This is a genomic window from Gordonia sp. DT218 (genome assembly GCF_049847105.1).
In the GTDB taxonomy this organism is placed as follows: Bacteria; Actinomycetota; Actinomycetes; order Mycobacteriales; family Mycobacteriaceae; genus Gordonia.
In genome coordinates, this window is sequence record NZ_JBNCNS010000002.1 from 625,784 (window position 1) to 647,790 (window position 22,007).

Sequence of the window (22,007 nt, forward strand, 5' to 3'; positions counted from 1 at the left end):
GACTCACGAACTTCTTGCGGGGGATGGTCTGGCTCACCCGCAGATGCGAGCCGTCCCAGGTGCACTGCTTGGGGATCGATTCAGTGCCAGTCGGCGAGCAGGTCGGTGGCCCGCCCGGCAATCGCCATCTGCCACAGCGGGCCGAAGCTGATCCGGCCGACGCCGAGCCCGGCGAAGTGGGCGCGCGAGCCGTCGGCCGGGTTGCCGATGGCATTGACCGGCAGCGGGAGCTCGGCGCACAGCCGCCGCTGGACGTCGTCGGTGTGGAACCCGACGGGGTAGAGGGAACTGGCACCGGCATCGGCGCACAGGGTCAACCTCGCGACCGCCCGGTCGACCCGATCGGCCTCGTCGCCGACCTGCTTGAGGAACAGATCCGTCCGTGCGTTGATGACCACCGGCACACCGGCCGCGTCGGCGGCACTGCGCAAGGCGGCGACCAGATCGGCGTGTTCCTGCGCCTCGCGGAGACGACCGCCCTCGGAGTGCACGGTGTCCTCGATGTTGAGGCCCACCGCGCCGGCCTCGAGCAATCCGTCGATGAGGCGTTCGGGTGACTCGGCATAGCCCGACTCGATGTCGATCGAGAGGGGCACGTCGACGCCGTCGCTGATCTGGCGCACCCGGGTGAGCAACTCGTCGAAGGTCATGCCCTCGTTGTCGGCTCGACCGATCGAATCGGCGACCGGATGGCTGCCCACCGTGAGCGCCGCGAACCCGCCGCTCACGGCCAGACCGGCCGACCAGGCGTCCCACACCGTCGGGAACACCCCGGGGTCGCCGGGCCGGTGCAGATCGAGCAGTTCCCGGGCCTGCGCGGCCAGATCACGAGTTGCCATCGAGGGACCCCTTCACATCGTTCAGGACCAGCCAGGCGGCAGCGAGGCCGGACGTTCCGTACCAGATCTGATCGTCGACGGAGAGGACCCGCTTCCACGTCGGCGCACCCATGTCGAGCCAGCGATCGCTCAGCAGCACCTCTTTCCCGTGCTCGAGGCCGCGCTCGCCCTGGAAGCTGACATAGATCAGATCGCCGTCGGCGTCCGTGAAATTCTTGTCGGTGACGGTGAACGAGCGGGGTGAGCGCTGTGGTTCGGGTCGCTGCACCCCGATCTCCGACAGGATCTGACCGGCGAAGGTCTGGGTCCCGGCGATCATCTCGGAATCCCCGGTGAACCGGACCAGCGAGACCTGGCTGTGCGGAGCGTCCATGCGCCGTCCGGTCTTCTGGGTCTCGGAGTGGAACTCGTCGAGCAGTCGCGTGCCGGTCGACGATCGGCCGAGCGCATCGGCGACCGCCTGGAACCGTGCTTTCCAGCCGGCCACCGGCCCGATCGCCTCGACCCGCGCGTCGCCGAAGCTCTTTGCGGCAGCCGCCGTCTGTGGCGTCGTGAGCACGACGTCGGGGTCGGCCGCGGCCACCGCGGCGGCGTCGGGAGTGGAACCGATCGTGGGCACAGCCCCCAACTGCGGTCCGAGATAGGTGGGGATGCTGCCGGGTGCGGCCGCGACAGCGGTGACCTTGGGGCCGACGCCGAGCGCGCAGATCGCATCGAGCAGATTCGGGTCGGTGACGACGATGCGCGTGACGTCGGTGACACCCGGGTCGGGTGCGGTCGGTGCGAGGCACGTCTTGTCGAGGTCCCGGTCGGCGTTGATGATGTTCACCTCGGCCACTCGCGTGGTGACCGTGGAGACCGGCTGGCCCTCGGGGGTCGTCAGCGGCGCGTTGTCGCTGCAGGCGGCCACGGCCAGGACGACGGCGATCGACGACATGGCCCCGATCGCCCGAACCATGCCCCGGGCCCCTCGATCCGACCGTTCCAACCGGGTTTCGCCGCTGCGGTGCACGCGATCACGCTAGCACCGGGCGATCGGTTGTCCCGCCGCGGTCGCGCCGCGTCACCGGTGACGACGGGCGCGGGCGCCCCACGGCCCGCGCGTCGCCGCCGAAGTAGGCCCTGAACTGTGTCGATGAGGGGGTCGGACAGTCGAATACGACGTATCGTAGGACCCACTCGGCCACTGCCCGTGTGAGGGTTTAGGATCAGTAACCAGCGCTCGCTTTGTTCATGTGGCGACCGCGGGGAAACGGGAGTTGACCGGCCCTGATCGGTTGCGCAACGAGGAGGATCTGTGACCGCGGTAGACCAGCCCACCACGCAAGTGGCACCAGTGCGTCCGTTTCCGGAGCGCTATCAGCCCAAGGGCTCGTTCATCTACAAGCTGCTGACGACCACCGATCACAAGTTGATCGGCATGATGTACATCACCGCCTGCTTTGCGTTCTTCCTCATCGGTGGCCTGATGGCGCTGCTGATGCGTGGCGAGCTCGCGCATCCGGGCATGCAGTTCCTGTCGACCGAGCAGTTCAACCAGCTGTTCACCATGCACGGCACGGTGATGCTGCTGATGTACGCGACACCGATCGTCATCGGCTTCGCGAACTTCGTGCTGCCCCTGCAGATCGGCTCGCCCGACGTCGCGTTCCCGCGACTGAACGCCTTCGGCTTCTGGCTGTTCGTGTTCGGCTCGACGATCGCCGTCGCAGGCTTCCTGACCCCGGGTGGTGCCGCCGACTTCGGCTGGACGGCGTACACGCCGCTGACCGATGCGATCCACTCGCCCGGTATCGGTGCCGACATGTGGATCATGGGTCTGGCCGTGTCCGGTCTGGGCACCATCCTCGGCGCGGTCAACATGGTGACCACCGTTGTGTGTCTGCGCGCACCGGGTATGACCATGTTCCGGATGCCGATCTTCACCTGGAACATCCTGGTGACCAGCGTGCTGATCCTGCTCGCGTTCCCGCTGCTGACCGCTGCTCTGATGGGCCTCGAGGTCGATCGGCAGTTCGGCGCGCACCTCTACGACCCCGCCAACGGCGGTGTGATCTTGTGGCAGCACCTGTTCTGGTTCTTCGGCCACCCCGAGGTCTACATCATCGCCCTGCCGTTCTTCGGCATCGTTTCCGAGGTGTTCCCGGTGTTCGCCCGCAAGCCGATCTTCGGTTACTCGGGACTGGTGTACGCGACGCTGTCCATCGCGGCGCTGTCGGTGGCCGTGTGGGCGCACCACATGTACGTCACCGGTGCCGTGCTGCTGCCGTTCTTCTCCTTCATGACGTTCCTCATCGCAGTGCCGACCGGTGTGAAGTTCTTCAACTGGATAGGCACGATGTGGAAGGGCAACATGACGTTCGAGACGCCGATGTTGTTCTCCGTCGGCTTCATCGTCACGTTCCTCTTCGGTGGTCTCACCGGTGTGCTGCTGGCCAGCCCGCCGCTGGACTTCCACCTGTCCGACAGCTACTTCGTCGTCGCCCACTTCCACTACGTGCTGTTCGGCACGATCGTGTTCGCGACGTACGCCGGTATCTACTTCTGGTTCCCGAAGATGACCGGCCGCATGCTCGACGAGCGTCTCGGCAAGATCCACTTCTGGCTGACGTTCATCGGCTTCCACACCACCTTCCTGGTGCAGCACTGGCTGGGTAACGAGGGCATGCCGCGTCGTTACGCCGACTACCTGCCGTCGGACGGTTTCACCACACTGAATATGGTGTCGACTCTGGGTGCTTTCATCCTCGGTCTGTCGACCCTGCCGTTCCTGTGGAACGTCTTCCGCAGCTACCGCTACGGCGAGGTCGTGACGGTCGATGACCCGTGGGGCTTCGGCAACTCGCTCGAGTGGGCAACCAGTTGCCCGCCGCCGCGGCACAACTTCACCGAGCTTCCCCGGATTCGTTCCGAGCGTCCGGCCTTCGAACTGCACTATCCGCACATGATCGACCGGATGCGCGCGGAGGCCCACGTCGGCCCGGGACACAACGAGCACGGCCATGACCGGCAGGTCGCCGAAGAAGCCGAGCACATCCGTCGAGCGCCACTCACCACCGGCGACCATGAGGCGTCCGGGGACGCGGATCCGCGCTGACGCCACGGGCAACCGCGAACACGTGGCGAAGGAATCGGGTGACACGACAGTCCTGATCACCGTCACCGGGCCGGACAAGCCCGGGGTGACGTCGGTGCTCATGGGTGCGCTGGCGGGCCAGCAGGTCAGCCTCCTCGACGTCGAGCAGGTGGTGATCCGGCGCCGACTGACGCTGGGTGTCCTGGTGTCCGCCGCCGGAGATCCCGAGGCGCTCCAGGACGTCGTCGAACAGGCCATGGACTCGGTGGGCATCGACGTCATCGTCGAGGTCGGTCCGGACACCGGGACCCGACGTCCGTCGAGCCACGCGGTGGTTGTTCTCGGTAGTCCGGTGACCGCACGCGCCTTCCGGGCGATCGCCGCCGAACTCGCGAGTCAGCGCGGCAACATCGACTCCATCCGGGGTGTCGCGGATTATCCGCTCACCGGCCTGGAACTGATGGTGAGCACCAACCGGGACGACGTCGCCGCCGACTCGGCATTGCGCAAGGGCCTCGCGGCCGTCGCCATCGACCACGGGGTCGACATCGCGGTGGAGCGCGGCGGACTGGCCCGGCGCGCGAAGCGTCTCATCGTCTTCGACGTCGACTCGACCCTCATCCAGGGTGAGGTGATCGAGATGCTGGCGGCCAAGGCGGGCAAGGAAGCCGAGGTGGCCGCGGTCACGGAGGCCGCCATGCGCGGTGAGCTCGACTTCTCCGAGTCGCTGCATCAACGGGTCGCCGTCCTGGCCGGTCTGGATGCGAGCGTTATCGACGACGTGGCGAGCTCCCTGCAACTCACCCCTGGTGCGCGGACCACGGTCCGGACCCTGCATCGTCTCGGCTACCACTGTGGCGTGGTCTCCGGCGGATTCCGCCAGGTGATCGAGGGACTCGCACACGAACTCGAGTTGGATTTCGTGCGAGCCAACACGCTCGAGATCGTGAACGGCAAACTGACCGGGCGGGTGGTCGGGGAGGTCGTCGACCGGGCGGGAAAAGCCAAGGCACTGCGTGCTTTCGCCGATCAGGTCGGTGTTCCCATGGAGCAGACGATCGCAGTCGGGGACGGCGCCAACGACATCGACATGCTCAGCGTGGCCGGCCTGGGTATCGCCTTCAACGCCAAACCGGCCCTGCGCGAGGTCGCCGACGCAGCACTGAGTCATCCGTTCCTCGATGCGGTGCTCTTCATCCTGGGCGTGACGCGCGACGAGATCGAGGCGGCCGACGCCGCGGACGGGGTCGGACGGCGGGTGCCGCTCGGTTGAGCGATGTACGTGTCGTATTCCTTCAAGCCATTGTCGGCGGCGAGGAGCATGATCGGAACGTCGAATCACCCAGGGAGAGGACATTCCGATGACGAGTGAACACAAGGTCGGCGATCTGGCGATGGTGACGCTCGATTGTGCCGACGCGAAGGTGTCGTCCGAGTTCTGGTCGGCGGTGCTCGGTTGGCAGATCACCGCATCGGGCGACGGGTACGCGATGCTCACGGGCACTGGAGCCGCGCTCGGGTTCGGTGCGATTCCCGACTATGTGCCGCCGGCGTGGCCGAACCCCAACGGCTCCAAGCAATTCCACTTCGACCTGGCCGTCGAGGACCTCGATTCGGCGGCGGCGCGATGCGTCGAGCTGGGTGCGACGGTACCGGCCGAGCAGCCTGGCGAGACCTGGCGGGTGCTGCTGGACCCGTCGGGCCATCCGTTCTGCCTCACGAAGGCAGAGAACTGGGGGTGATGTGGAGGTGACCGACACGGCGACCGGGATCGATGCCGCGGACCCTTTCGACGTCGCCTATCGACGCCTGGTGGGCTACGTCGGAGGGGGTGAGGACCCGGACGATCCGGGCGACGTGCTGGCCATGCAGATGGTGGTGCGGATCGAGAAGGCGGACCCGCCGGACCGCGCCGAGCTGCTGAGCGCCGCGGCCCGCTCGGTGGCGATGCTCTGCCTCGACGACCGGTCGGGCGCCGACGGCCCGTGGTCGGCGCCGATGGATGCCTGGTGTGACGCCCGCATCCGCAAGATCGCCCGCCGCGCACGCGGTGCGCAGTGGGCGGCGGCGCAGGAGGTCTGGGGCCTGACCGTCGCGCAGGGCACCGCAGAGGCGCGGGCGATCGTGCCGGGTCGGGTCGGCGACGTCGACAAGCGGATCGCCCGCCTGCAGATCGGCGGGACGGAGATCGACGGCGATGTCGCGTCCACACCACCCGACGCGGGAGTGTGCCTCTGGATCAATCCCGGTCTCGAGATGACCGTGGGTAAGGCCGCCGCCCAGGTCGGTCATGGTGCGATGCTCGCCGTCACACTGATGTCCGCCCGGCGGGCACAGGAATGGCGAGAGACGGCGTGTGCTCTTGCGGTTCGCGAGGCGACGCCGCAGCGGTGGGCGGCCCTGCTCGACGCCGAGTCGGCGGGTCGCGCGGTTGCGGTCCGCGACGCGGGGTTCACCGAGATCGCACCGGGATCGGTGACGGTGATCGCGGAGGTGATCGAGGCATGAGTGAAGCCGCGGACCTGCCCGACTGGGCACGAGGGCTGGGACTCTCGCCGCATCCGGAAGGCGGCTGGTATCGGGAGACGTGGCGCAGCGACGTCACGATCCCGGCCGACATTCTCCCGCACGGCTATCCGGGTGATCGAGCGGTAGGTACGGCGATCTACTTCCTGCTCCTGCCGGATGAGCGTTCGGCGTGGCACACGGTCCGCGGTGCGGAGTTGTGGCTGTACCACCGCGGCTCGCCGGTGTTGCTCGAACTCGGTGGCGACGGATCGGGGCCGGATGCGCCGGCAGAAGTCGTGGTCGGTGCCGACATCGCCGCGGGTCACCTGCCTCAGGCTGTCGTGCCGCCCGGTACCTGGCAGCGCGCGCGACCGGTCGGCGACGAGCCTTCGCTGGTCAGCTGTCTGGTGCTGCCCGGATTCGACTTCGCGGACTTCCGTCTGGCCCCGGACGCGACCTGACCCGCCGCCACGCCCGGCCGCCACGAACGGCAAGGGGCCGGCGCCCGGGACGTCAGGACGTTGCGGTGCGCGCGGTCGCCGGGGCGATGTGCCCCAAGGTGTTCCGCCAGATCTCGCGATCAGGAGCGATGGACGCGACGATGAGTTCGTCGGCTTCGGCGTGGCCGGCGAACCAGTCGAGGTAGTCGAGGACCTGTGTCGGGGTGCCGACACCCGCGTAGGTCATCATCGAATCGATCTGGCGGCCCTGCGGCATGTCGAGGATCATGTCGGCCTCTTCGTCGGTGAACTTTCGGCCGCGGCCGAAGAGCGCATTGACGCGATGGCGCTTCGCCTGGCGCAGCTGGTCCTGGGCGAGCGCCTCGTCGTCGTCGGCGATCACACAGACGCCGGCGATCACATAGGGGGACTCGAGTTGTTCGGACGGCTGGAACTCGCGCCGGTACACCGCGACGGCCTCCTCGAGGGCCTGCGGTGCGAAATGCGATGCGAACGCATAGGGAAGGCCGAGCGCGGCGGCGAGCTGGGCACCGAAGAGTGACGAGCCCAGGATGTACAGCGGGATGTCGGTGCCGGCGCCGGGCGTCGCCGCCACACCCTCGACGCGGGACTGACCACGCAGGTACCCCTGCAGTTCCAGCACATCCGACGGGAACCGATCGGCCGACGCCATCGTGCGTCGCAGCGCGGCGAAGGTCTGCTGATCGCCGCCCGGCGCACGGCCGAGCCCGAGATCTATGCGACCCGGGTAGAGCTCGCCGAGAGTTCCGAACTGTTCGGCGATGGCGAGCGGGGAGTGATTCGGCAACATCACACCTCCCGCGCCGAGGCGGATAGATTCGGTGTGCGCGGCCACATGTGCGATGAGGACAGCAGGCGCGGCCGAAGCGATCGACGACATGTTGTGGTGCTCCGCGTACCAGATGCGACGGAAGCCCCAGCGCTCCGCGCGCTGCGCCATGTCGACACTCGCGACGAAGCTGTCATGCACGGTCTCACCGGGGCCGACCTGTGCCAGGTCGAGGATGGACAGATCAACACTCATGTAGTGGTCAAGGCGCCGGCGCCCCGGTGTATTCCGGTCGGACGGATTCCCTTGTCGGCGACCATGTGTCGCATGGCTCCACGCGGCCGCCATCGTCGTAGGGCACGATGGGGGAGTGACAGATGCGACCGACGATGACGAGGTGTACGAATCCGATCCGGACCTGTTGGTCGATTTCCGCGACGTGACGCTGGTCCGTGGTGGCAACACCCTGGTCGGGCCCGTCTCCTGGCAGGTCGAACTCGATGAACGCTGGGTGGTGATCGGGCCGAACGGCGCGGGCAAGACCTCGCTCATGAGGCTGGCCGCCGCGCAGGTCCACCCGACCGCCGGTATGGCCTTCGTGTTGAACGAGCCGCTGGGGAAGGTAGAGGTCCGGGAGCTCTCGACGCGCATCGGCGTGTCCAGCGCCGCACTGGCCGAGCGGGTGCCCGCGGACGAGGTGGTGAGCGACGTGGTGATCTCGGCCGGGTACTCGGTCATCGGCAGATGGCGCGAGACCTACGACGACATCGACCGCGCGCAGGCCGTCGAGTCCCTGGAGTCGCTGGGTGCCGAACACCTCGCCGACCGCCTGTTCGGCACCTTGTCCGAAGGCGAACGCAAACGGGTCCTGATCGCACGCGCCCTGATGACGGATCCGGAACTCCTGTTGCTCGACGAACCGGCCGCCGGCCTCGACCTCGGCGGCCGCGAGGAACTCGTGGACCGCCTCGGCCGGCTGGCGTCCGATCCGGAGGCGCCGGCGATTGTGTTGATCACCCACCATGTCGAGGAGATCCCCGACGGATTCACCCACGTCATGCTTCTCGCCGAAGGCGAGATCGTCGGGCAGGGGCTTCTCGACGACGTCCTCACCAGCGAGAACCTGTCGACGGCGTTCCGGCAGCAGATTACCCTCAGCAAGGTCGACGGACGCTATTTCGCTCGGCGGACCCGGCGTCCCGGTGGGCATCGCCGGGCGGCGGGCTGATCGTCGCGCGCTACCGTCATACGGTGATCGTTCGACAGGAGTGTCTGCCATGAGCCCATCCGAGCCCGCCCCGGAACCGACGTCAACCGAACCGGCCCCGCTGCGCGGGGCGGCGACGGTGGTCCTGGTCCGTGATTCGGAGGGCGGGGTCGAGGTCTTCCTCCAGCGCCGGGTGAAGCAGATGGCGTTCGCGGGCGGGGTGACGGTCTTTCCCGGTGGCGGGGTGGATCCGCGCGATGCGGACGCCGACATCGACTGGACCGGGCCGGACGCGCAGTGGTGGGCCGACGCGTTCCACACCGACGCCAAGACGGCGCAGGCGCTGGTGTGTGCCGCGGTCCGCGAGACCTTCGAAGAGTGCGGCGTCCTGCTGGCCAGCCGACCCGACGGCACCCCGGTCGATCCGCAGTCGTACGCGTCCCATCGCGACCAACTCGTCGACAAGACGCTGTCCCTGGGTGATCTCCTCCGCGGGGAGGGACTGAGTCTGCGGGCAGATCTCCTGCGCCCGCTGGCCCACTGGATCACCCCGATCATCGAGAAGCGTCGCTACGACACCCGCTTCTTCCTGGCCGCGCTGCCGGCGGGACAGTCGGCCGACGGCAAGACCACCGAGGCCGAGGTGACCGCCTGGGCCACGCCGCGGGCCGCCCTCGACGCGTGGATCGCGAACGAGCACACCCTACTCCCGCCGACCTGGGCGCAGCTGAATCATCTGGCCGAGTTCTCCTCGGTCGCGGAATTGCTGGCGGCCGATCGGGTGATCGAGCCGATCGAACCGTCCGTCACGCCCGGCGCAGGGCTGGCCGGTCTGAAGTTCGCCGGATCGGATCGGTACTTCGCCGTGGCCGCGGACCGTGAGGTACCCGGCCTCAGTCGCTGAGCTCGGACAGCCGGGTCGCTCAGGAATCGAGGTCGACGACGCCGTCGGCATCGACGTCGTCGATGGCCGAGTCGTCGCGCTCGGCCCACTCCAGCAGGGTGTCGAGCCGGTGGGCGACATCGTCGATCTCGCGGTGGAGATCGCCGATCTCGGCGAACCGCGCCGGCATGGTCGCGATGGTGAAATCGTCGGGCGCCACGTCGTCGATCTCAGTCCATCGGATGGGTGCAGAGACCGTCGCGCGCGGGTTCCCACGCACCGAGTATGCCGAGGCCATGGTGTGATCACGGGTGTTCTGGTTGAAGTCGACGAACACCGCGGCCGGGTCACGGTCCTTGCGCCACCAGGTCGTCGTCACGTCGGCCGGGGCGCGGCGTTCCACCTCACGCGCAAAGGCGAGCGCGGCGCTACGGACCTGCGGGAAGCCCCATTCCGGTTCGATCCGCACGTAGATGTGCAGTCCCCGCCCGCCCGACGTCTTGGGGAATCCGCGGATGCCGAGTTCGTCGAGCACTTCCTCGACGACGTGTGCGACGCGCTGGATCCGGGAGAACGGGCAGTCGGGCATGGGGTCGAGGTCGATCCGCCATTCGTCGGGGCACTCGGGATCCGGGCGCCGCGAGTTCCACGGATGGAACTCGACCGTCGACATCTGGACGGCCCAGATCACGCTGCCCAACTCGGTGACGCAGAGTTCGTCTGCGGTGCGGCCGAAGCGCGGGAACCAGATCTCGACGGTCTCCAGCCAGTCGGGCGCACCGGCCGGGATCCGCTTCTGGTGCACCTTCTTCCCGCTGACACCCGTCGGGAACCGATGCAGCATGCACGGTCGGTCACGCAGCGCGCGGACGATCCCGTCTCCGACGGCGAGGTAGTACTCGGCCAGGTCGCGTTTCGTCTCGCCGCGTTCGGCGAAGTACACGCGATCGGGACTGGACAGACGGATCGTCCGGTCGCCCACCCCGAGCTCGACCGGTTCACCGGCTTGCGAGGCCTTCGCCATGAGCCAACTGTAGAGCCGTGACCTCCCCCGGCGGGGCTGCACACGAAAGACAGACGGTAGCCTTCGACCATGGCTGAGTTCGTCACCCTCGAGACATCCGATGATCATCCCGGCGTGGGCACCATCCTGCTCAACCGTCCTCCGATGAACGCGCTGAATCGGCAGGTGCAGACGGAACTGGCCGCGGCCGCCGAGGAAGCGACCCGGCGTGACGACATCAAGGCGGTGGTCATCTACGGCGGACCGAAGGTGCTCGCCGCAGGCGCCGACATCAAAGAGATGAACGACATGACCTACGCCGAGATGAGCAAGGTCGCCGGTCGTCTGCAGTCCGCTCTGGGCTCCATCGCCGACATCCCGAAGCCGACGGTCGCCGCGATCACCGGCTACGCGCTCGGTGGTGGTCTCGAGGTCTCCCTCGGCGCGGACCGGCGCATCGCCGGGGACAACGCCAAACTGGGCGTGCCAGAGATCCTGCTCGGTGTGATCCCCGGTGGCGGCGGAACCCAGCGGCTCGCCCGACTGGTCGGGCCGGCCAAGGCAAAGGACATGATCTTCACGGGTCGCTTCGTCGGGGCCGAAGAAGCGCTCGCCATCGGGCTTGTCGACGAGATCGTCGCTCCCGACGAGGTCTACAACGCGGCATTGACGTGGGCCGGGCAGTTCCGCAATGCGGCATCCATCGCGCTCGCAGCCGGCAAGAAGTCGGTCGATCAGGGACTCGGAGTCGATCTCGCGACGGGTCTGAAGATCGAGGAACAGCTCTTCGCGGCCCTGTTCGCCACCGAGGACCGTGCCGTCGGGATGAAGTCCTTCATCGAGAACGGGCCCGGCAAGGCCCAGTTCACCGGCAAGTGACCCACCGACCGCGATTCACCCCCGACGACGAGGAAGTAGCCGAGGAATGACCACGAATGTGACGCCGGGAATCGATCCGGAGCCGAATCCGCACGCCACCGAGGAGCAGGTCAAAGCGGCCCTCGAGGACACCAAACTCGCGCAGGTGCTCTACCACGACTGGGAGGCGGAGACCTACGACGACAAGTGGTCCATCTCCTACGACGAGCGCTGCATCGACTATGCGCGTGGACGTTTCGATGCGGTCGCGTCGGACGTGGAGTTGCCGTACGAGCGTGCGATGGAACTCGGTTGTGGCACCGGGTTCTTCCTGCTCAACCTCATGCAGTCGGGTGTGGCGAAGAAGGGCTCGGTCACCGACCTCTCGCCCGGCATGGTCAAGGTGGCGTTGCGTAACGCGGAGAACCTCGGCCTCGACGTCGATGGCCGCGTCGCCGACGCCGAGAAGATCCCCTACGACGACAATACGTTCGACCTCGTCGTCGGACACGCTGTGCTGCATCACATCCCGGATGTCGAGCAGGCGTTGCGCGAGGTGTTGCGGGTACTCAAGCCGGGCGGTCGCTTCGTGTTTGCCGGGGAACCGACGACCATCGGCGATTTCTATGCTCGGTGGATGAGCCGGGCGACCTGGGCGGCCACCACCAACATCACCAAGCTCGGACCGCTGCAGTCGTGGCGACGTCCGCAGGAGGAACTCGACGAGTCGTCGCGCGCCGCTGCTCTCGAGGCCGTCGTCGACATCCATACCTTCGATCCCGCCGAGCTCGAGGGCATGGCGCGCGCCGCAGGAGCGACGAAGGTGGAGACCGCGACCGAGGAACTCGCCGCGGCCATGCTCGGGTGGCCGGTCCGGACCTTCGAGGCGGCGGTCCCGCCGTCGAAGCTCGGTTGGGGCTGGGCCATGTTCGCGTTCAACGGGTGGAAGCGGCTGTCCTGGCTGGACGAGAAGGTCTTGCGGAAAGTGGTGCCGCCCAAGTTCTTCTACAACGCCATCGTCACCGGTACGAAGCGGTAACACGGGGGTCTGTGCAACGGACGTCGGCCGGGAAGGATATCGGTGATGGGGTACCGGTTCACCCTCGACGACGTCGCCTTCTTACGGTCGCGACAGGGCGTCACGGCGCTCGACTCCACCTCGATGCTCGACCTGTCGGCGGCGTCGATGCTCGCCGACATCGGTGATCTGCGCCGACGGTACGGCTCATACGACGGCGCGCTGATCGAGACGGTGCTGTGCCGTCGTCGGGGGCGCGCGAGACTTCGGGCGGCCGACGACATGTTGTTCACCGATGACGCGCTGCAACAGGCGACCGCCGGCGCGGTGGCCCGACACCGTGCGGCGGAGATCGCCGACCGCTTCCCCGGGGCCGTGGTACACGACGTCACATGTTCGATCGGCGCCGAGGTCATGGAGCTCGCGGCGAACGAGGGGATCTCGGGTGTCCTGGGCAGCGACATCGACCCGGTGCGCCTGCGCATGGCGCGCCACAATGGATCGTTGTCCGACCGCCCGACCACGATCGTGCGGGCCGACGCCCTGACCCCGACCTCCATCGCGGACGTGGTGCTCGCCGATCCGGCCCGTCGCTCCGGGGCGGGCCGGGTGTTCCGGCTCGACCAGCTCACGCCACCGCTGCTCGATGTGCTCACCACCTATGCCGGCCGGCCGATCGCTGTGAAATGCGCTCCGGGGCTGGACTACCGGATGCTGCGTGATCGCTTCGGATTCGCCGGTCAGGTGCAGATCACCTCGCTGGACGGGGCGGTCCGCGAGGCATGTCTGTGGACCGAACGCGATGGTGAGCCGAGTCGGCGCGCGACTGTTCTGCGGTCACGTCCGGACGGCTCGGTGGCGAGCTACGAGATCGTCGACGACGGTGACGACCAGGAGTCGGTCGGGGAGGTAGGGCAGTGGATCGTCGACCCGGACGGCGCAGTTGTGCGTGCCGGACTGGTCCGCAATTATGCTCGCCGGCAAGGACTCTGGCAGCTCGACCCGCAGATCGCCTATCTCACCGGCGACGACGTGCCGGTCGGCGAGCGAGGCTTTCGGGTCATCGAGGCCACCGGTGTCACGGAGAAGGAGCTGCGCAAGCGCCTTGCCGCACACGACTGCGGAAGCCTCGAGATCTTGGTCCGCGGACTCGATGTGGACCCGGATCGGCTGCGTAAGCGGTTGAAGCCCAAAGGGTCACGATCCTTGACGCTCGTACTCACCCGGATCGGACGAAAGGGCGTCGGGTTCATCTGTGAGGCGGGCATTCGCTTCCGACCCGGGACGACCGTGTAAACCAAACCTTGACAACAAGGTATGTGTAAATCTACGGTTTACGCATGGGTGAGGTGCATGAACTGTCCCACGAGGTCGAGCGGTACGCGCGCAGTATCGGATCCGGTGGCGACGCCGTGGCGAAAACCGGTGCGCTGGCCCAGGTGTACGACGCGCTCCAACTCGGTCGTCGTGCCGAGGAGTTGCTGAGCGCCACCGCGAGGCGGGCGCGGGAGTGTGGATGCACCTGGCAGGAGATCGGTGACGTCGTCGGCGTCACGCGACAGGCGGCCTTCCAGCGTTTCGGAAAGCCGATCGATCCGAGGACGGGAGAACCGATGACGAAAACGTTGATACCACAGGCAGATGTGATGGCGGTGGACCTGCTGGACCGGATCCGCGGTGGTGAGTGGGCGGTTGTCGTGTCGAGGTTCACGGCGCAGATGGCGGCCGCCATCGACGGGCCCGGCCTGGCCGACGCATGGGCGTCGGTGATCGCACTCGGTGGCGAGGTGGAGTCGATCGGTTCGCCCTTCGTGCGCCTACACGGGTTGCATACGGTCGTGGACGTGGCGATCGAACAGGAAGCCGGAGCAACGACGATGCGGGTCGCCTACGACACCGATGGCAGGATCGCGGGTCTGTTCTTCCTCGATCCGGATGCGGCCGAGGCGAGTCCGCTCCATCGTTGATCAGTCGATCTCGGCCTTGCTGTCGAAGAAGTAGACCTTGCCGATATTCGTCGCGGTCGCGATCTGGCCCCTCGCCGACACGGCGACGCCCGTCGCGAATCCGCCCGATTCCGGAAGCGGCAGTGTGCGTTTCGTCGAGCCGTCGGCGGTCGACACCTCGGCCAGCGACAAGGTGTCCTTGCCCTTGTCTCGGATGACGGTCCACGCGGTGCCCTGATCGGTCAGGGTGGACAGGCTCACCGATGCGAGATCCTTGCGTTGCCAGACCTGTTCGGCGTGGTCGCCGCGGTCGCGCAGCAGGGTGAGCGGGGCACCGAGCACACCCGTCGGCATGATCAGGCCGTCCGGCGACACCGACATGGTGCCGAAGCCGTAGCCGCCGTTGTCATAGGTCCACCGCGTCTTGCCGGTGGCCGCATCCAGCGCCACGAGCTTGCCGAGACGACTGAAGGTGTACACCGTGCCGCCGTCGGCGGACAGCGTCGGGGAGCCGACGACACCGCCGGGGACGTCGGCATGCCAGGCCTCGCGCATCACGCGCGCACCGTTCTGCTCGGCGTAGGACATCGCGCGGACCTGCGAGGCGATGGCACCCTGCGGCCAGAAGTTGAGGAAGAACCGCTGATGCGCCTCGTCGACCGCCGGTGGTGCGGGGACCGCGCAGCGTGGGCCGTTGGTGACGCACTCGCCGAAGCCGTAGGTCGGGTCGTCGGGGTTGGCATCGGCGCGCAGCCGAACCTCGGGTGCGACGAGTTCGTTTGTCTGGCTGTCGATGAGGAGCAGTTGCCCCTGGGTGGTGGCGACGAGGACCTGCCCCGGTGCGGCGAACTTCGCCGACAACGGGACTCCCAGCACGGGCATCCGCCACCGGATCGCACCACCGGCGTTGAACGCCAGGAAGGTTGTCTCCTCACCGACGTACGGCTGGTCGAACTGGTCGGACAGTAGAGAGTTGACCTCGATTCCCGGGCGCATCCGCTTGCAGAAGTTCTTCCGACCGCTGTGCGGATCGAGGATCAGCAGATTGCACCCGCTCGCCGTGTTCGACGTGACGCCGACGTTGGACTGGGTGGAGATCGTGATCGGTGCGGTCACCGGGCCGCCGGTGGGGCGGGTCCAGCTCAGCGCGAGGTCGTCGGGAACGGCGGGATAGGCGAAGTTCGAGTTGGCTGCGTTGCCGCCATAGCTCGACCACCCCGGTCCGGCGACCGAACGGACATCGACCTCGCCGTCCGAGCAGGCCGACGCCACCACGGCGATGACGGTCATCAGCAGCGCCGCGAAGGTTGTCGCAACACGACGGGGAACCCCACGCCCACCGGCCGTCACAGCCATCGAAGCTCCTGTTCTCATCGCGATCTGCCCCGTCGGACGACGTGCCAGCAGAGAGCCTATCGTGCCGGGAATTCGGGTCGATTAGGGTTTGTCGTCATGACCACGATGTGGAATGCCTCCTATCGGTCCCGGTGGACGGCGGGCCGGCGCCGAGACCCAGCACAGGCGCGGTTTCTGACCCTTGGTTCGCTGCGGTGGGTGGTGCGCAACCGGGCCTATTCGCCGTGGTATCTCGTCCGGTACTACCGTCTGGCGCGCTTCCGGGTCGCCAACCCGCACGTGGTGCTGCGCGGCATGGTCTTCCTGGGACGCAACGTCGAGATCCACGCGACCCCTCAGATGTCGAGGATGGAGATCGGCCGTTGGGTGCACATCGGCGACGGCAACTCGATCCGCTGTCACGAGGGCAGCCTGAAGATCGGCGACAAGACAGTTCTCGGGTGCAACAACGTCATCAACTCCTACCTCGATCTCGAGATCGGCGGCTCCACCCTCATCGCGGACTGGTGCTATATCTGCGATTTCGACCACAAGATGGACGACATCACGCTGCCCATCAAGGACCAGGGCATCGTGAAGGGCCCGGTCCGGATCGGGCCGGACACGTGGGTCGCGGCCAAGGTGTCGGTGTTGCGCAACACGATCGTCGGCCGCGGCTGCGTACTCGGCTCGCACGCGGTGGTCAGAGGTGTCATCCCGGACTTCTCGATCGCGGTGGGAGCGCCTGCTCGGGTCGTGAAGAATCGCAAGGACGATTGGGCCACGAGCGCCGAGGAGCGAGCCGAGCTCGAACGTGCGCTGGCCGACATCGAGCGGAAGAAGGCGGCAGCCGAACGGGAGCGGTGACCTGCTCGGTGATTTCTCAGTCCGATTGCCCCGGATCGCGTTCCGGCAGGGGCCGCTCGGGGATGCTGGGGCGTCCGACCGGATGACGGACCCGGCGTTTGGCGGCCAGGTAGACGCCTGCGGTGCGCTCGGCGACCTCGCTCCACGAGAACTCCTCGGTGAGCCGGTCGCGCGCCCGGGCCGCGCGGGTGGCGGCGGCCGCCGGATCGCTCAGCGCGGCGCGCACCGCCGTCGCAATGCCCGCGACGTCGCCCGGATCGAATGTGAGTCCGGTCGTCGTGTCGGTCACCGCTTCACCGAGCCCGCCTGCTGTGGACACCACCAGCGGCGCGCCGGTCGCGGCCGCCTCGAGGGCGACGATCCCGAACGGTTCGTAGCGGCTGGGCAGCACGATGGCGGCGCATCGATGCATGAGCCCGATCAGACCCTGGTGGTCGACGGCGCCGAGGAACCGGACGGCCTTGGTCACGCGGTGGCGCCTGGCCTGTTCGACCAGCCATTCCAGTTGTGTGCCGGTTCCGGCGACGGTCAGGGTGGTGCCGGGGTGGGTGCGGCGGATGCGGGGGAGCGCGGCCAGCAGATCCTGCACACCCTTCTCATATTCGAGCCGCCCCGCGAACAACAGTTCCGGTGGGCCGGAGCGCGTCGGCCGTGGCGCGAAGGGCCAGGTCCTGATGTCGATCCCGTTGTGGATCACCGAGATATCCGGGAGGTCGGGTCCGAAGAGCCGGGTGACCTCGTCGCGCATCGACGCCGAGCACGTGATCAGCGAATCCGATTCGCTCGCCAGCCACCACTCCACCGAGTGCACCTGCCGGTTGGTGGGTCCGCTCACCCAGCCACTGTGGCGGCCGGCCTCGGTGGCGTGGATGGTCGAGACCAGCGGAACGTCGAAGAACTCAGCGAGTGCGATGGCCGGATGCGCCACCAGCCAGTCGTGGGCATGGACGACGTCGGGCAGCCAGGGCTGCTGTTCCGGCGAATTACGCTCGCCGGCGAGAACTCTCAGGCCGGTCCGGACAAACGAATGGCCCATCGCCAGCGTCCACGCCATCATGTCGCGGCCGAACTCGAACTCCGGGGGATCCTCGGCCGCGGCGATGATCCGGACACCGTCGACACGGGTCTCGGTGGTCGGATGACTCACCGCGTCGGTCCCGGTCGGGCGGCGGGTGAGCACCACGATGTCGTGCCCCTGGGCGGCGAGCTCGGTCGTCAAGTGGTGAACGTGGCGGCCGAGGCCGCCGACGACTACGGGTGGGTACTCCCACGAGACGATCAAGATCCTCATCTGCCATCCCCCGTCGCGGTCATCCCCGGACCTCGTCGACCGCATCCCTGGTGTGCAGTCGTCGCGCATCGAGCCCGGCGAACAGATTGTCGGCGCGCGCCCAGGCGCCGGCAAGGCGGTGCGCCAGGTCGTCGCGTCCCCGGAGTGCGGCGTCGCAGATCTCGCGGGTCGCGTGCGCGTGTTTGTGTGCCCGATCCACAGCGTAGTTGGCCGCGGTGTCCTTGGAGACCATGAACGGCCAGTCGGAGGCCACCGTCAGCAAGGTCTCCCGGATGATCTGATCGGCCACCCGGTTGCGTCCGGCCGGGTGTCCGGGCGCACCCCCGACCCCCGGGGCGAGGATCTTGTCGACCGCCTTCAGCGCCGTCTCGGTGACCTCGGCGTTCAGTGCGACCAGGTGCTCGACCTGCGGCCCGTTCCACACCCGCCAGTCCTTGCCCGATCCCCACGACGACGCCGGCAGTTGCACCGGTGTGCCGACAAAGCCGTCTCGTCGTGCGGAGGCGAGCGTGCCGACGTCGACCCCCGCCTCGGGGAGCCGACGCAGGACGCGTTCGAGCCAGACCGGACCCTCGTGCCACCAATGGCCGAACAACTCGGTGTCGAAGGCGGCCACCACGAGTGCCGGTCGCCCCTGTCGTGCGGATTCGTCGACGAGTCGGCGTCGCACGTGGTCGACGAAATCGTCGACGTGACGGTCGATCACCGCGTCCACGCGCGCCGGGTCGTAGGGCTTCTTGTCGGCCGACGACACACCCCGTCCGGTGACCCGGGCCGGTTTCAGGCCGGTGGCGTGGTCGTAGGTGTGGAAGTCGCGGTAGGCGGCATGCCCCGGATATCCCGACTTCGGCGACCACACGCGGTAGCTGATGCTGAGATCCCGGCCGAACGCGACGACATCGGTGTCACCGACGGGCCGGCCGAGTGCGGTGTCGCCCTTGAGTGTCGGACCGTCCACCATGAAATGCCCGACGCCCGCCGCGGAGTACTCGGTCTCCATCCCCGGGTCGAATGCACATTCCGGAGCCCAGATGCCCGTCGGACGAGTCGCCCACCGTGCCCGCGCGTCGTCGAGGCCTTCGGCCAACGAGAACTGCCGCAGCCGGCGGTCGAGGAGTGGGGCGAAGGGATGGGCCAGCGGGCCGCCCAGGACCTCCACGACGCCGGACGAGGCCAGCGTGCGGATCTGCGGGCTCGCGCCGTGCCGCCAATGCGTCTCGAACTCGGCCATCGCATCCGCCGCGGCACGGTACTCACGACTGCCCAGTGCGCGCCGCGACGGGTCCGGTGCGATCGCCGCCTCGACGGCGCGGAGCTGCCAGTCGGCGAGCCATTCGTACATCGACGAGCCGCAGTGCGGATCGTCGAGTTGTGCGGCCAGGACCGGCGTGATGCCGAGAGACAGTTGATCCAGTGCCCCGTCGTCGGCAAGCCGGCGCAGCATCGCGAACAGCGGTAGGTAGGAGCCCGCCCAGGACTGGTAGAGCCATTCCTCACCGACCGGCCACCGGCCGTGATTGGCCAGCCATGGCAGATGGGAGTGCAGGACCAACGTGAATCGGCCGGGTACGGCGGAACCGGATCGAGGGGTCATCGGGCGCCGCTGATCAGGGCCGGACGGCGATGGCGAAGAGGTCGAGGCCGGCGTCGATGTCGACGCCGTCCCGAGCCGGATCCAGGACGGCGAAGTCGTCGGTGGCGATCGCCGCGACGTCACCCGAGAGGTCATCCGGCCATGGTTCGCCGGCCAGTGCTCGCTCGATCTGGGCGTCGATCAGCGATCCACCCCACTTCTCGTCGAGCGTGACCAGCCGCGGGCCGTGGTAAACGCCGGACATCGTGGTCACCTCGAACCCGGCGTCGGTGAGCAGCTCGGTCATCTCGGCGGCATTGAGTTCGCGGGTGTGGAACGGGTTGAGCGGGGTGTCGCGACCGGGGGAGAAGGTGATGCGGTTCGGCGTGGAGATGAACAGCTGTCCGCCCGGGCGCAGGACCCGACGGCATTCGGCGATGAATGCGGGCTGATCCCAGAGATGTTCGATGACCTGGAAGTTCACCACGATGTCGACGGATTCGTCGGGGAGTGGGAGGTCGATCAGATTGCCTTGGTGGACGATCAGCCCCGGGTACCTGCGTCGGGTGTGTTCGACGGCGCTGCTGTCGTAGTCGACGCAGGTCACCGAGCGTGCGCGGGTGGCCAGCATGGCCGCGCCGTACCCCTCACCCGAGCCGGCCTCGAGCACGTCCGCACCCGAACAGCGATCGAGGACGTGGGCGTAGGCGATCTCGTGCCGCCGGAACCAGTAGTTCTCCTCGGCGATACCGGGGACGGTTCGCTCGCCCGTCAACGCGAGGGTCTCGTGTGACTCGCTCATCCCCACGAGACTAGTGCCCCCTGTCACGGCGACCGGAGAGTGTTCTCCCCGGACGACCTGGCCAACGCCCTCCGGCGCTCCTTTGGTTCATCCTGAACCTATCGTTGACCCGCTCGACCGGCGGGTGCTGACATTGTCGGACAAGGCGACGGATGCCGGCCCGATGTCTCCGCGAACGACATCGCGAACTCCATTTCGCTTGACACACAACATGTGTGGGCATTGCCGTGCCCGCATTCGGGAGGATTGACCACTGCCATGACCACCGAATCGGTTTCCGACGAGATCAAGTTCGCCTACTGGGTCCCCAACGTGAGCGGCGGACTCGTCACCAGCGACATCGAGCAGCGGACGAGCTGGCACCACGACTACAACGTCCGGCTGGCGCAGACGGCCGAGGAGAACGGCTTCGAGTATGCGTTGTCCCAGGTCCGGTACGAGGCCAGCTATGGCGCCGAATTCCAGCATGAATCAACGAGTTTCAGCCTTGCACTGCTTCTGGTGACCCAGCGCCTGAAGGTGATCGCTGCGGTCCATCCCGGTCTCTGGCAGCCGGCGGTGCTCGCGAAGTTCGGTGCCACTGCTGATCACCTCTCGGGTGGTCGTTTCGCGGTCAACGTGGTGAGTGGCTGGTTCAAGGACGAGTTCACCCACCTGGGCGAACCCTGGCTCGAGCACGACGAACGGTATCGGCGCAGCGCGGAGTTCCTCCAGGTCCTGCGCAAGATCTGGACCGAGGACGACGTGGATTTCCGGGGCGATTTCTATCGCATCCATGACTTCACGCTCAAGCCCAAGCCGCTGAACACAGCGGCGCGCCCGAACCCGGAATTGTTCCAGGGCGGCAACTCGCTGGCGGCCCGGCGCAATGGGGGGCGTCATTCCGACTGGTACTTCTCCAACGGTAAGGACTTCGACGGGGTGACCGAACAGCTGATCGACGTACAGGCGTCCGCACGCGAGGTCGGCCGTGAGGTGAAGTTCGGGCTGAACGGCTTCATCATTGCGCGGGACACCGAGAAGGAGGCCCGCGACACGTTGCGGGAGATCGTCGAGAAGGCCAACCGGCCCGCGGTGGAGGGATTCCGTGACGCGGTGCAGCAGGCAGGTAATTCGACGTCGAGCAAGACCGGGATGTGGGCGGACTCCAGCTTCGAGGACCTCGTGCAGTACAACGACGGATTCCGCACCGGGCTGATCGGTACACCGGAGCAGATCGCCGAGCGCATCGTGGCCTACCGCAAGCGTGGCGTCGACCTCATTCTGGGCGGGTTCCTGCACTTCCAGGAGGAGATCGAATACTTCGGCGAGAGGGTGCTGCCCCTCGTCCGCGAAATCGAGGCGGCCGAACGCTCGACCGAGCACTCGCTGGTCGGCGTCTGACCGGTCCACCGACCCCTCGGCTGTCGTGGCCCATCGCGTTCACCGCGGTGGGCCACGATTCGTCGGTTGTCCCAGTCGGTGCGTTATGTGAGGTAGTCGATGTTTTGTGCTTCCCGAGCTAACGCTAAAGTGGGGGAGACCGAACCCAACTTACTCGGCAGTAAGGT

21 protein-coding genes are annotated in these 22,007 nt (G+C 67.4%); 13 read left to right on the forward strand and 8 right to left on the reverse strand.

Annotated features, from left to right (window positions below; translation table 11 throughout):
• Nucleotides 1-80: 80 nt before the first annotated feature.
• Together ACPXCG_RS09725 and ACPXCG_RS09730 are read right to left on the reverse strand one after the other, a co-directional pair.
• Nucleotides 81-839, reverse strand: a complete 759-nt coding sequence (locus tag ACPXCG_RS09725) for an isocitrate lyase/PEP mutase family protein (RefSeq protein WP_425791467.1) — start codon at nucleotides 837-839, stop codon at nucleotides 81-83.
• On the reverse strand, nucleotides 826-1,797 hold the full coding sequence (locus tag ACPXCG_RS09730; RefSeq protein ID WP_425791469.1) for an ABC transporter substrate-binding protein: 972 nt from the start codon (nucleotides 1,795-1,797) through the stop codon (nucleotides 826-828). The genes ACPXCG_RS09725 and ACPXCG_RS09730 overlap by 14 nt, the downstream gene beginning before the upstream one ends.
• A gap of 339 nt (nucleotides 1,798-2,136) precedes the next feature.
• On the opposite strand from ACPXCG_RS09730, the gene ctaD reads away from it, so the two are divergent.
• The 5 genes from ctaD (at nucleotide 2,137) to ACPXCG_RS09755 (ending at nucleotide 6,884) form a co-directional block, all read left to right on the forward strand.
• Nucleotides 2,137-3,936, forward strand: coding sequence for a cytochrome c oxidase subunit I (ctaD, locus tag ACPXCG_RS09735; protein WP_425791471.1), 1,800 nt, complete (start codon nucleotides 2,137-2,139; stop codon nucleotides 3,934-3,936).
• Between the two features lie 22 nt (nucleotides 3,937-3,958).
• Nucleotides 3,959-5,188 carry a phosphoserine phosphatase SerB gene (gene serB / locus ACPXCG_RS09740; RefSeq protein ID WP_425791473.1) on the forward strand — a complete coding sequence of 410 codons (1,230 nt, stop codon included), beginning with the start codon at nucleotides 3,959-3,961 and terminating at the stop codon, nucleotides 5,186-5,188.
• Nucleotides 5,189-5,276: 88 nt separating this feature from the next.
• Entirely contained in the window at nucleotides 5,277-5,657 is a 381-nt protein-coding gene (locus ACPXCG_RS09745; protein WP_425791475.1) for a VOC family protein, read from the forward strand.
• Between the two features lie 7 nt (nucleotides 5,658-5,664).
• The gene (locus ACPXCG_RS09750) at nucleotides 5,665-6,423 is read left to right on the forward strand and encodes an aminoacyl-tRNA hydrolase (RefSeq protein ID WP_425791477.1); all 759 of its coding nucleotides are present in this window, start codon (nucleotides 5,665-5,667) and stop codon (nucleotides 6,421-6,423) included.
• Nucleotides 6,420-6,884 (forward strand): cupin domain-containing protein, encoded by a 465-nt coding sequence (locus tag ACPXCG_RS09755; RefSeq protein WP_425791479.1) that lies wholly within the window; start codon nucleotides 6,420-6,422, stop codon nucleotides 6,882-6,884. The genes ACPXCG_RS09750 and ACPXCG_RS09755 overlap by 4 nt, the downstream gene beginning before the upstream one ends.
• A 52-nt stretch (nucleotides 6,885-6,936) precedes the next feature.
• Here ACPXCG_RS09755 and ACPXCG_RS09760 read toward each other — a convergent pair whose 3' ends face one another.
• Nucleotides 6,937-7,929, reverse strand: coding sequence for an LLM class flavin-dependent oxidoreductase (locus tag ACPXCG_RS09760; protein ID WP_425791481.1), 993 nt, complete (start codon nucleotides 7,927-7,929; stop codon nucleotides 6,937-6,939).
• 142 nt (nucleotides 7,930-8,071) lie between these two features.
• On the opposite strand from ACPXCG_RS09760, the gene ACPXCG_RS09765 reads away from it, so the two are divergent.
• Nucleotides 8,072-8,902, forward strand: a complete 831-nt coding sequence (locus ACPXCG_RS09765; protein ID WP_425792093.1) for an ABC transporter ATP-binding protein — start codon at nucleotides 8,072-8,074, stop codon at nucleotides 8,900-8,902.
• A 49-nt stretch (nucleotides 8,903-8,951) separates the two neighbouring features.
• Nucleotides 8,952-9,785 carry an NUDIX hydrolase gene (locus ACPXCG_RS09770; protein ID WP_425791483.1) on the forward strand — a complete coding sequence of 278 codons (834 nt, stop codon included), beginning with the start codon at nucleotides 8,952-8,954 and terminating at the stop codon, nucleotides 9,783-9,785.
• A 19-nt stretch (nucleotides 9,786-9,804) separates the two neighbouring features.
• Here ACPXCG_RS09770 and ligD read toward each other — a convergent pair whose 3' ends face one another.
• Entirely contained in the window at nucleotides 9,805-10,788 is a 984-nt protein-coding gene (gene ligD / locus ACPXCG_RS09775) for a non-homologous end-joining DNA ligase (RefSeq protein ID WP_425791485.1), read from the reverse strand.
• 69 nt (nucleotides 10,789-10,857) lie between these two features.
• Between ligD and ACPXCG_RS09780 the strand changes: the two genes are divergently transcribed.
• Genes ACPXCG_RS09780 through ACPXCG_RS09795 form a run of 4 tightly spaced genes read left to right on the forward strand, consistent with a single transcriptional unit; the run spans nucleotide 10,858 to nucleotide 14,610 of the window.
• Nucleotides 10,858-11,646 (forward strand): enoyl-CoA hydratase/isomerase family protein, encoded by a 789-nt coding sequence (locus ACPXCG_RS09780; RefSeq protein ID WP_425791487.1) that lies wholly within the window; start codon nucleotides 10,858-10,860, stop codon nucleotides 11,644-11,646.
• A gap of 46 nt (nucleotides 11,647-11,692) precedes the next feature.
• Nucleotides 11,693-12,664, forward strand: coding sequence for a class I SAM-dependent methyltransferase (locus tag ACPXCG_RS09785; RefSeq protein WP_425791489.1), 972 nt, complete (start codon nucleotides 11,693-11,695; stop codon nucleotides 12,662-12,664).
• A gap of 45 nt (nucleotides 12,665-12,709) precedes the next feature.
• Nucleotides 12,710-13,939: a THUMP-like domain-containing protein gene (locus ACPXCG_RS09790; protein WP_425791491.1), complete on the forward strand. Its 1,230-nt coding sequence runs from the start codon at nucleotides 12,710-12,712 to the stop codon at nucleotides 13,937-13,939.
• Between the two features lie 44 nt (nucleotides 13,940-13,983).
• Complete coding sequence (locus tag ACPXCG_RS09795; RefSeq protein WP_425791492.1) at nucleotides 13,984-14,610, forward strand: DUF3887 domain-containing protein; 627 nt, start codon at nucleotides 13,984-13,986, stop codon at nucleotides 14,608-14,610.
• Here the strand turns inward: ACPXCG_RS09795 and ACPXCG_RS09800 are convergent, their stop codons facing one another.
• Complete coding sequence (locus ACPXCG_RS09800; protein WP_425791494.1) at nucleotides 14,611-15,945, reverse strand: PQQ-binding-like beta-propeller repeat protein; 1,335 nt, start codon at nucleotides 15,943-15,945, stop codon at nucleotides 14,611-14,613.
• Between the two features lie 96 nt (nucleotides 15,946-16,041).
• On the opposite strand from ACPXCG_RS09800, the gene ACPXCG_RS09805 reads away from it, so the two are divergent.
• Nucleotides 16,042-16,791: an acyltransferase gene (locus ACPXCG_RS09805; protein ID WP_425791496.1), complete on the forward strand. Its 750-nt coding sequence runs from the start codon at nucleotides 16,042-16,044 to the stop codon at nucleotides 16,789-16,791.
• Between the two features lie 16 nt (nucleotides 16,792-16,807).
• On the opposite strand, the gene ACPXCG_RS09810 is transcribed toward ACPXCG_RS09805, so the two are convergent.
• The 3 genes from ACPXCG_RS09810 to ACPXCG_RS09820 are packed head-to-tail and all read right to left on the reverse strand — an operon-like array spanning nucleotide 16,808 to nucleotide 20,457.
• Nucleotides 16,808-18,082: a glycosyltransferase family 4 protein gene (locus tag ACPXCG_RS09810; RefSeq protein WP_425791498.1), complete on the reverse strand. Its 1,275-nt coding sequence runs from the start codon at nucleotides 18,080-18,082 to the stop codon at nucleotides 16,808-16,810.
• Nucleotides 18,083-18,101: 19 nt separating this feature from the next.
• Nucleotides 18,102-19,676 (reverse strand): 1,4-alpha-glucan branching protein domain-containing protein, encoded by a 1,575-nt coding sequence (locus ACPXCG_RS09815; protein ID WP_425791500.1) that lies wholly within the window; start codon nucleotides 19,674-19,676, stop codon nucleotides 18,102-18,104.
• A 13-nt stretch (nucleotides 19,677-19,689) separates the two neighbouring features.
• A complete protein-coding gene (locus ACPXCG_RS09820) occupies nucleotides 19,690-20,457 on the reverse strand; it encodes a class I SAM-dependent methyltransferase (protein ID WP_425791502.1) in 768 nt (255 codons plus the stop codon).
• A gap of 258 nt (nucleotides 20,458-20,715) precedes the next feature.
• Here ACPXCG_RS09820 and sfnG point away from each other — a divergent pair, with 258 nt between their 5' ends.
• Entirely contained in the window at nucleotides 20,716-21,840 is a 1,125-nt protein-coding gene (sfnG, locus tag ACPXCG_RS09825; protein ID WP_425791503.1) for a dimethylsulfone monooxygenase SfnG, read from the forward strand.
• The last annotated feature ends 167 nt before the right edge of the window (nucleotides 21,841-22,007 follow it).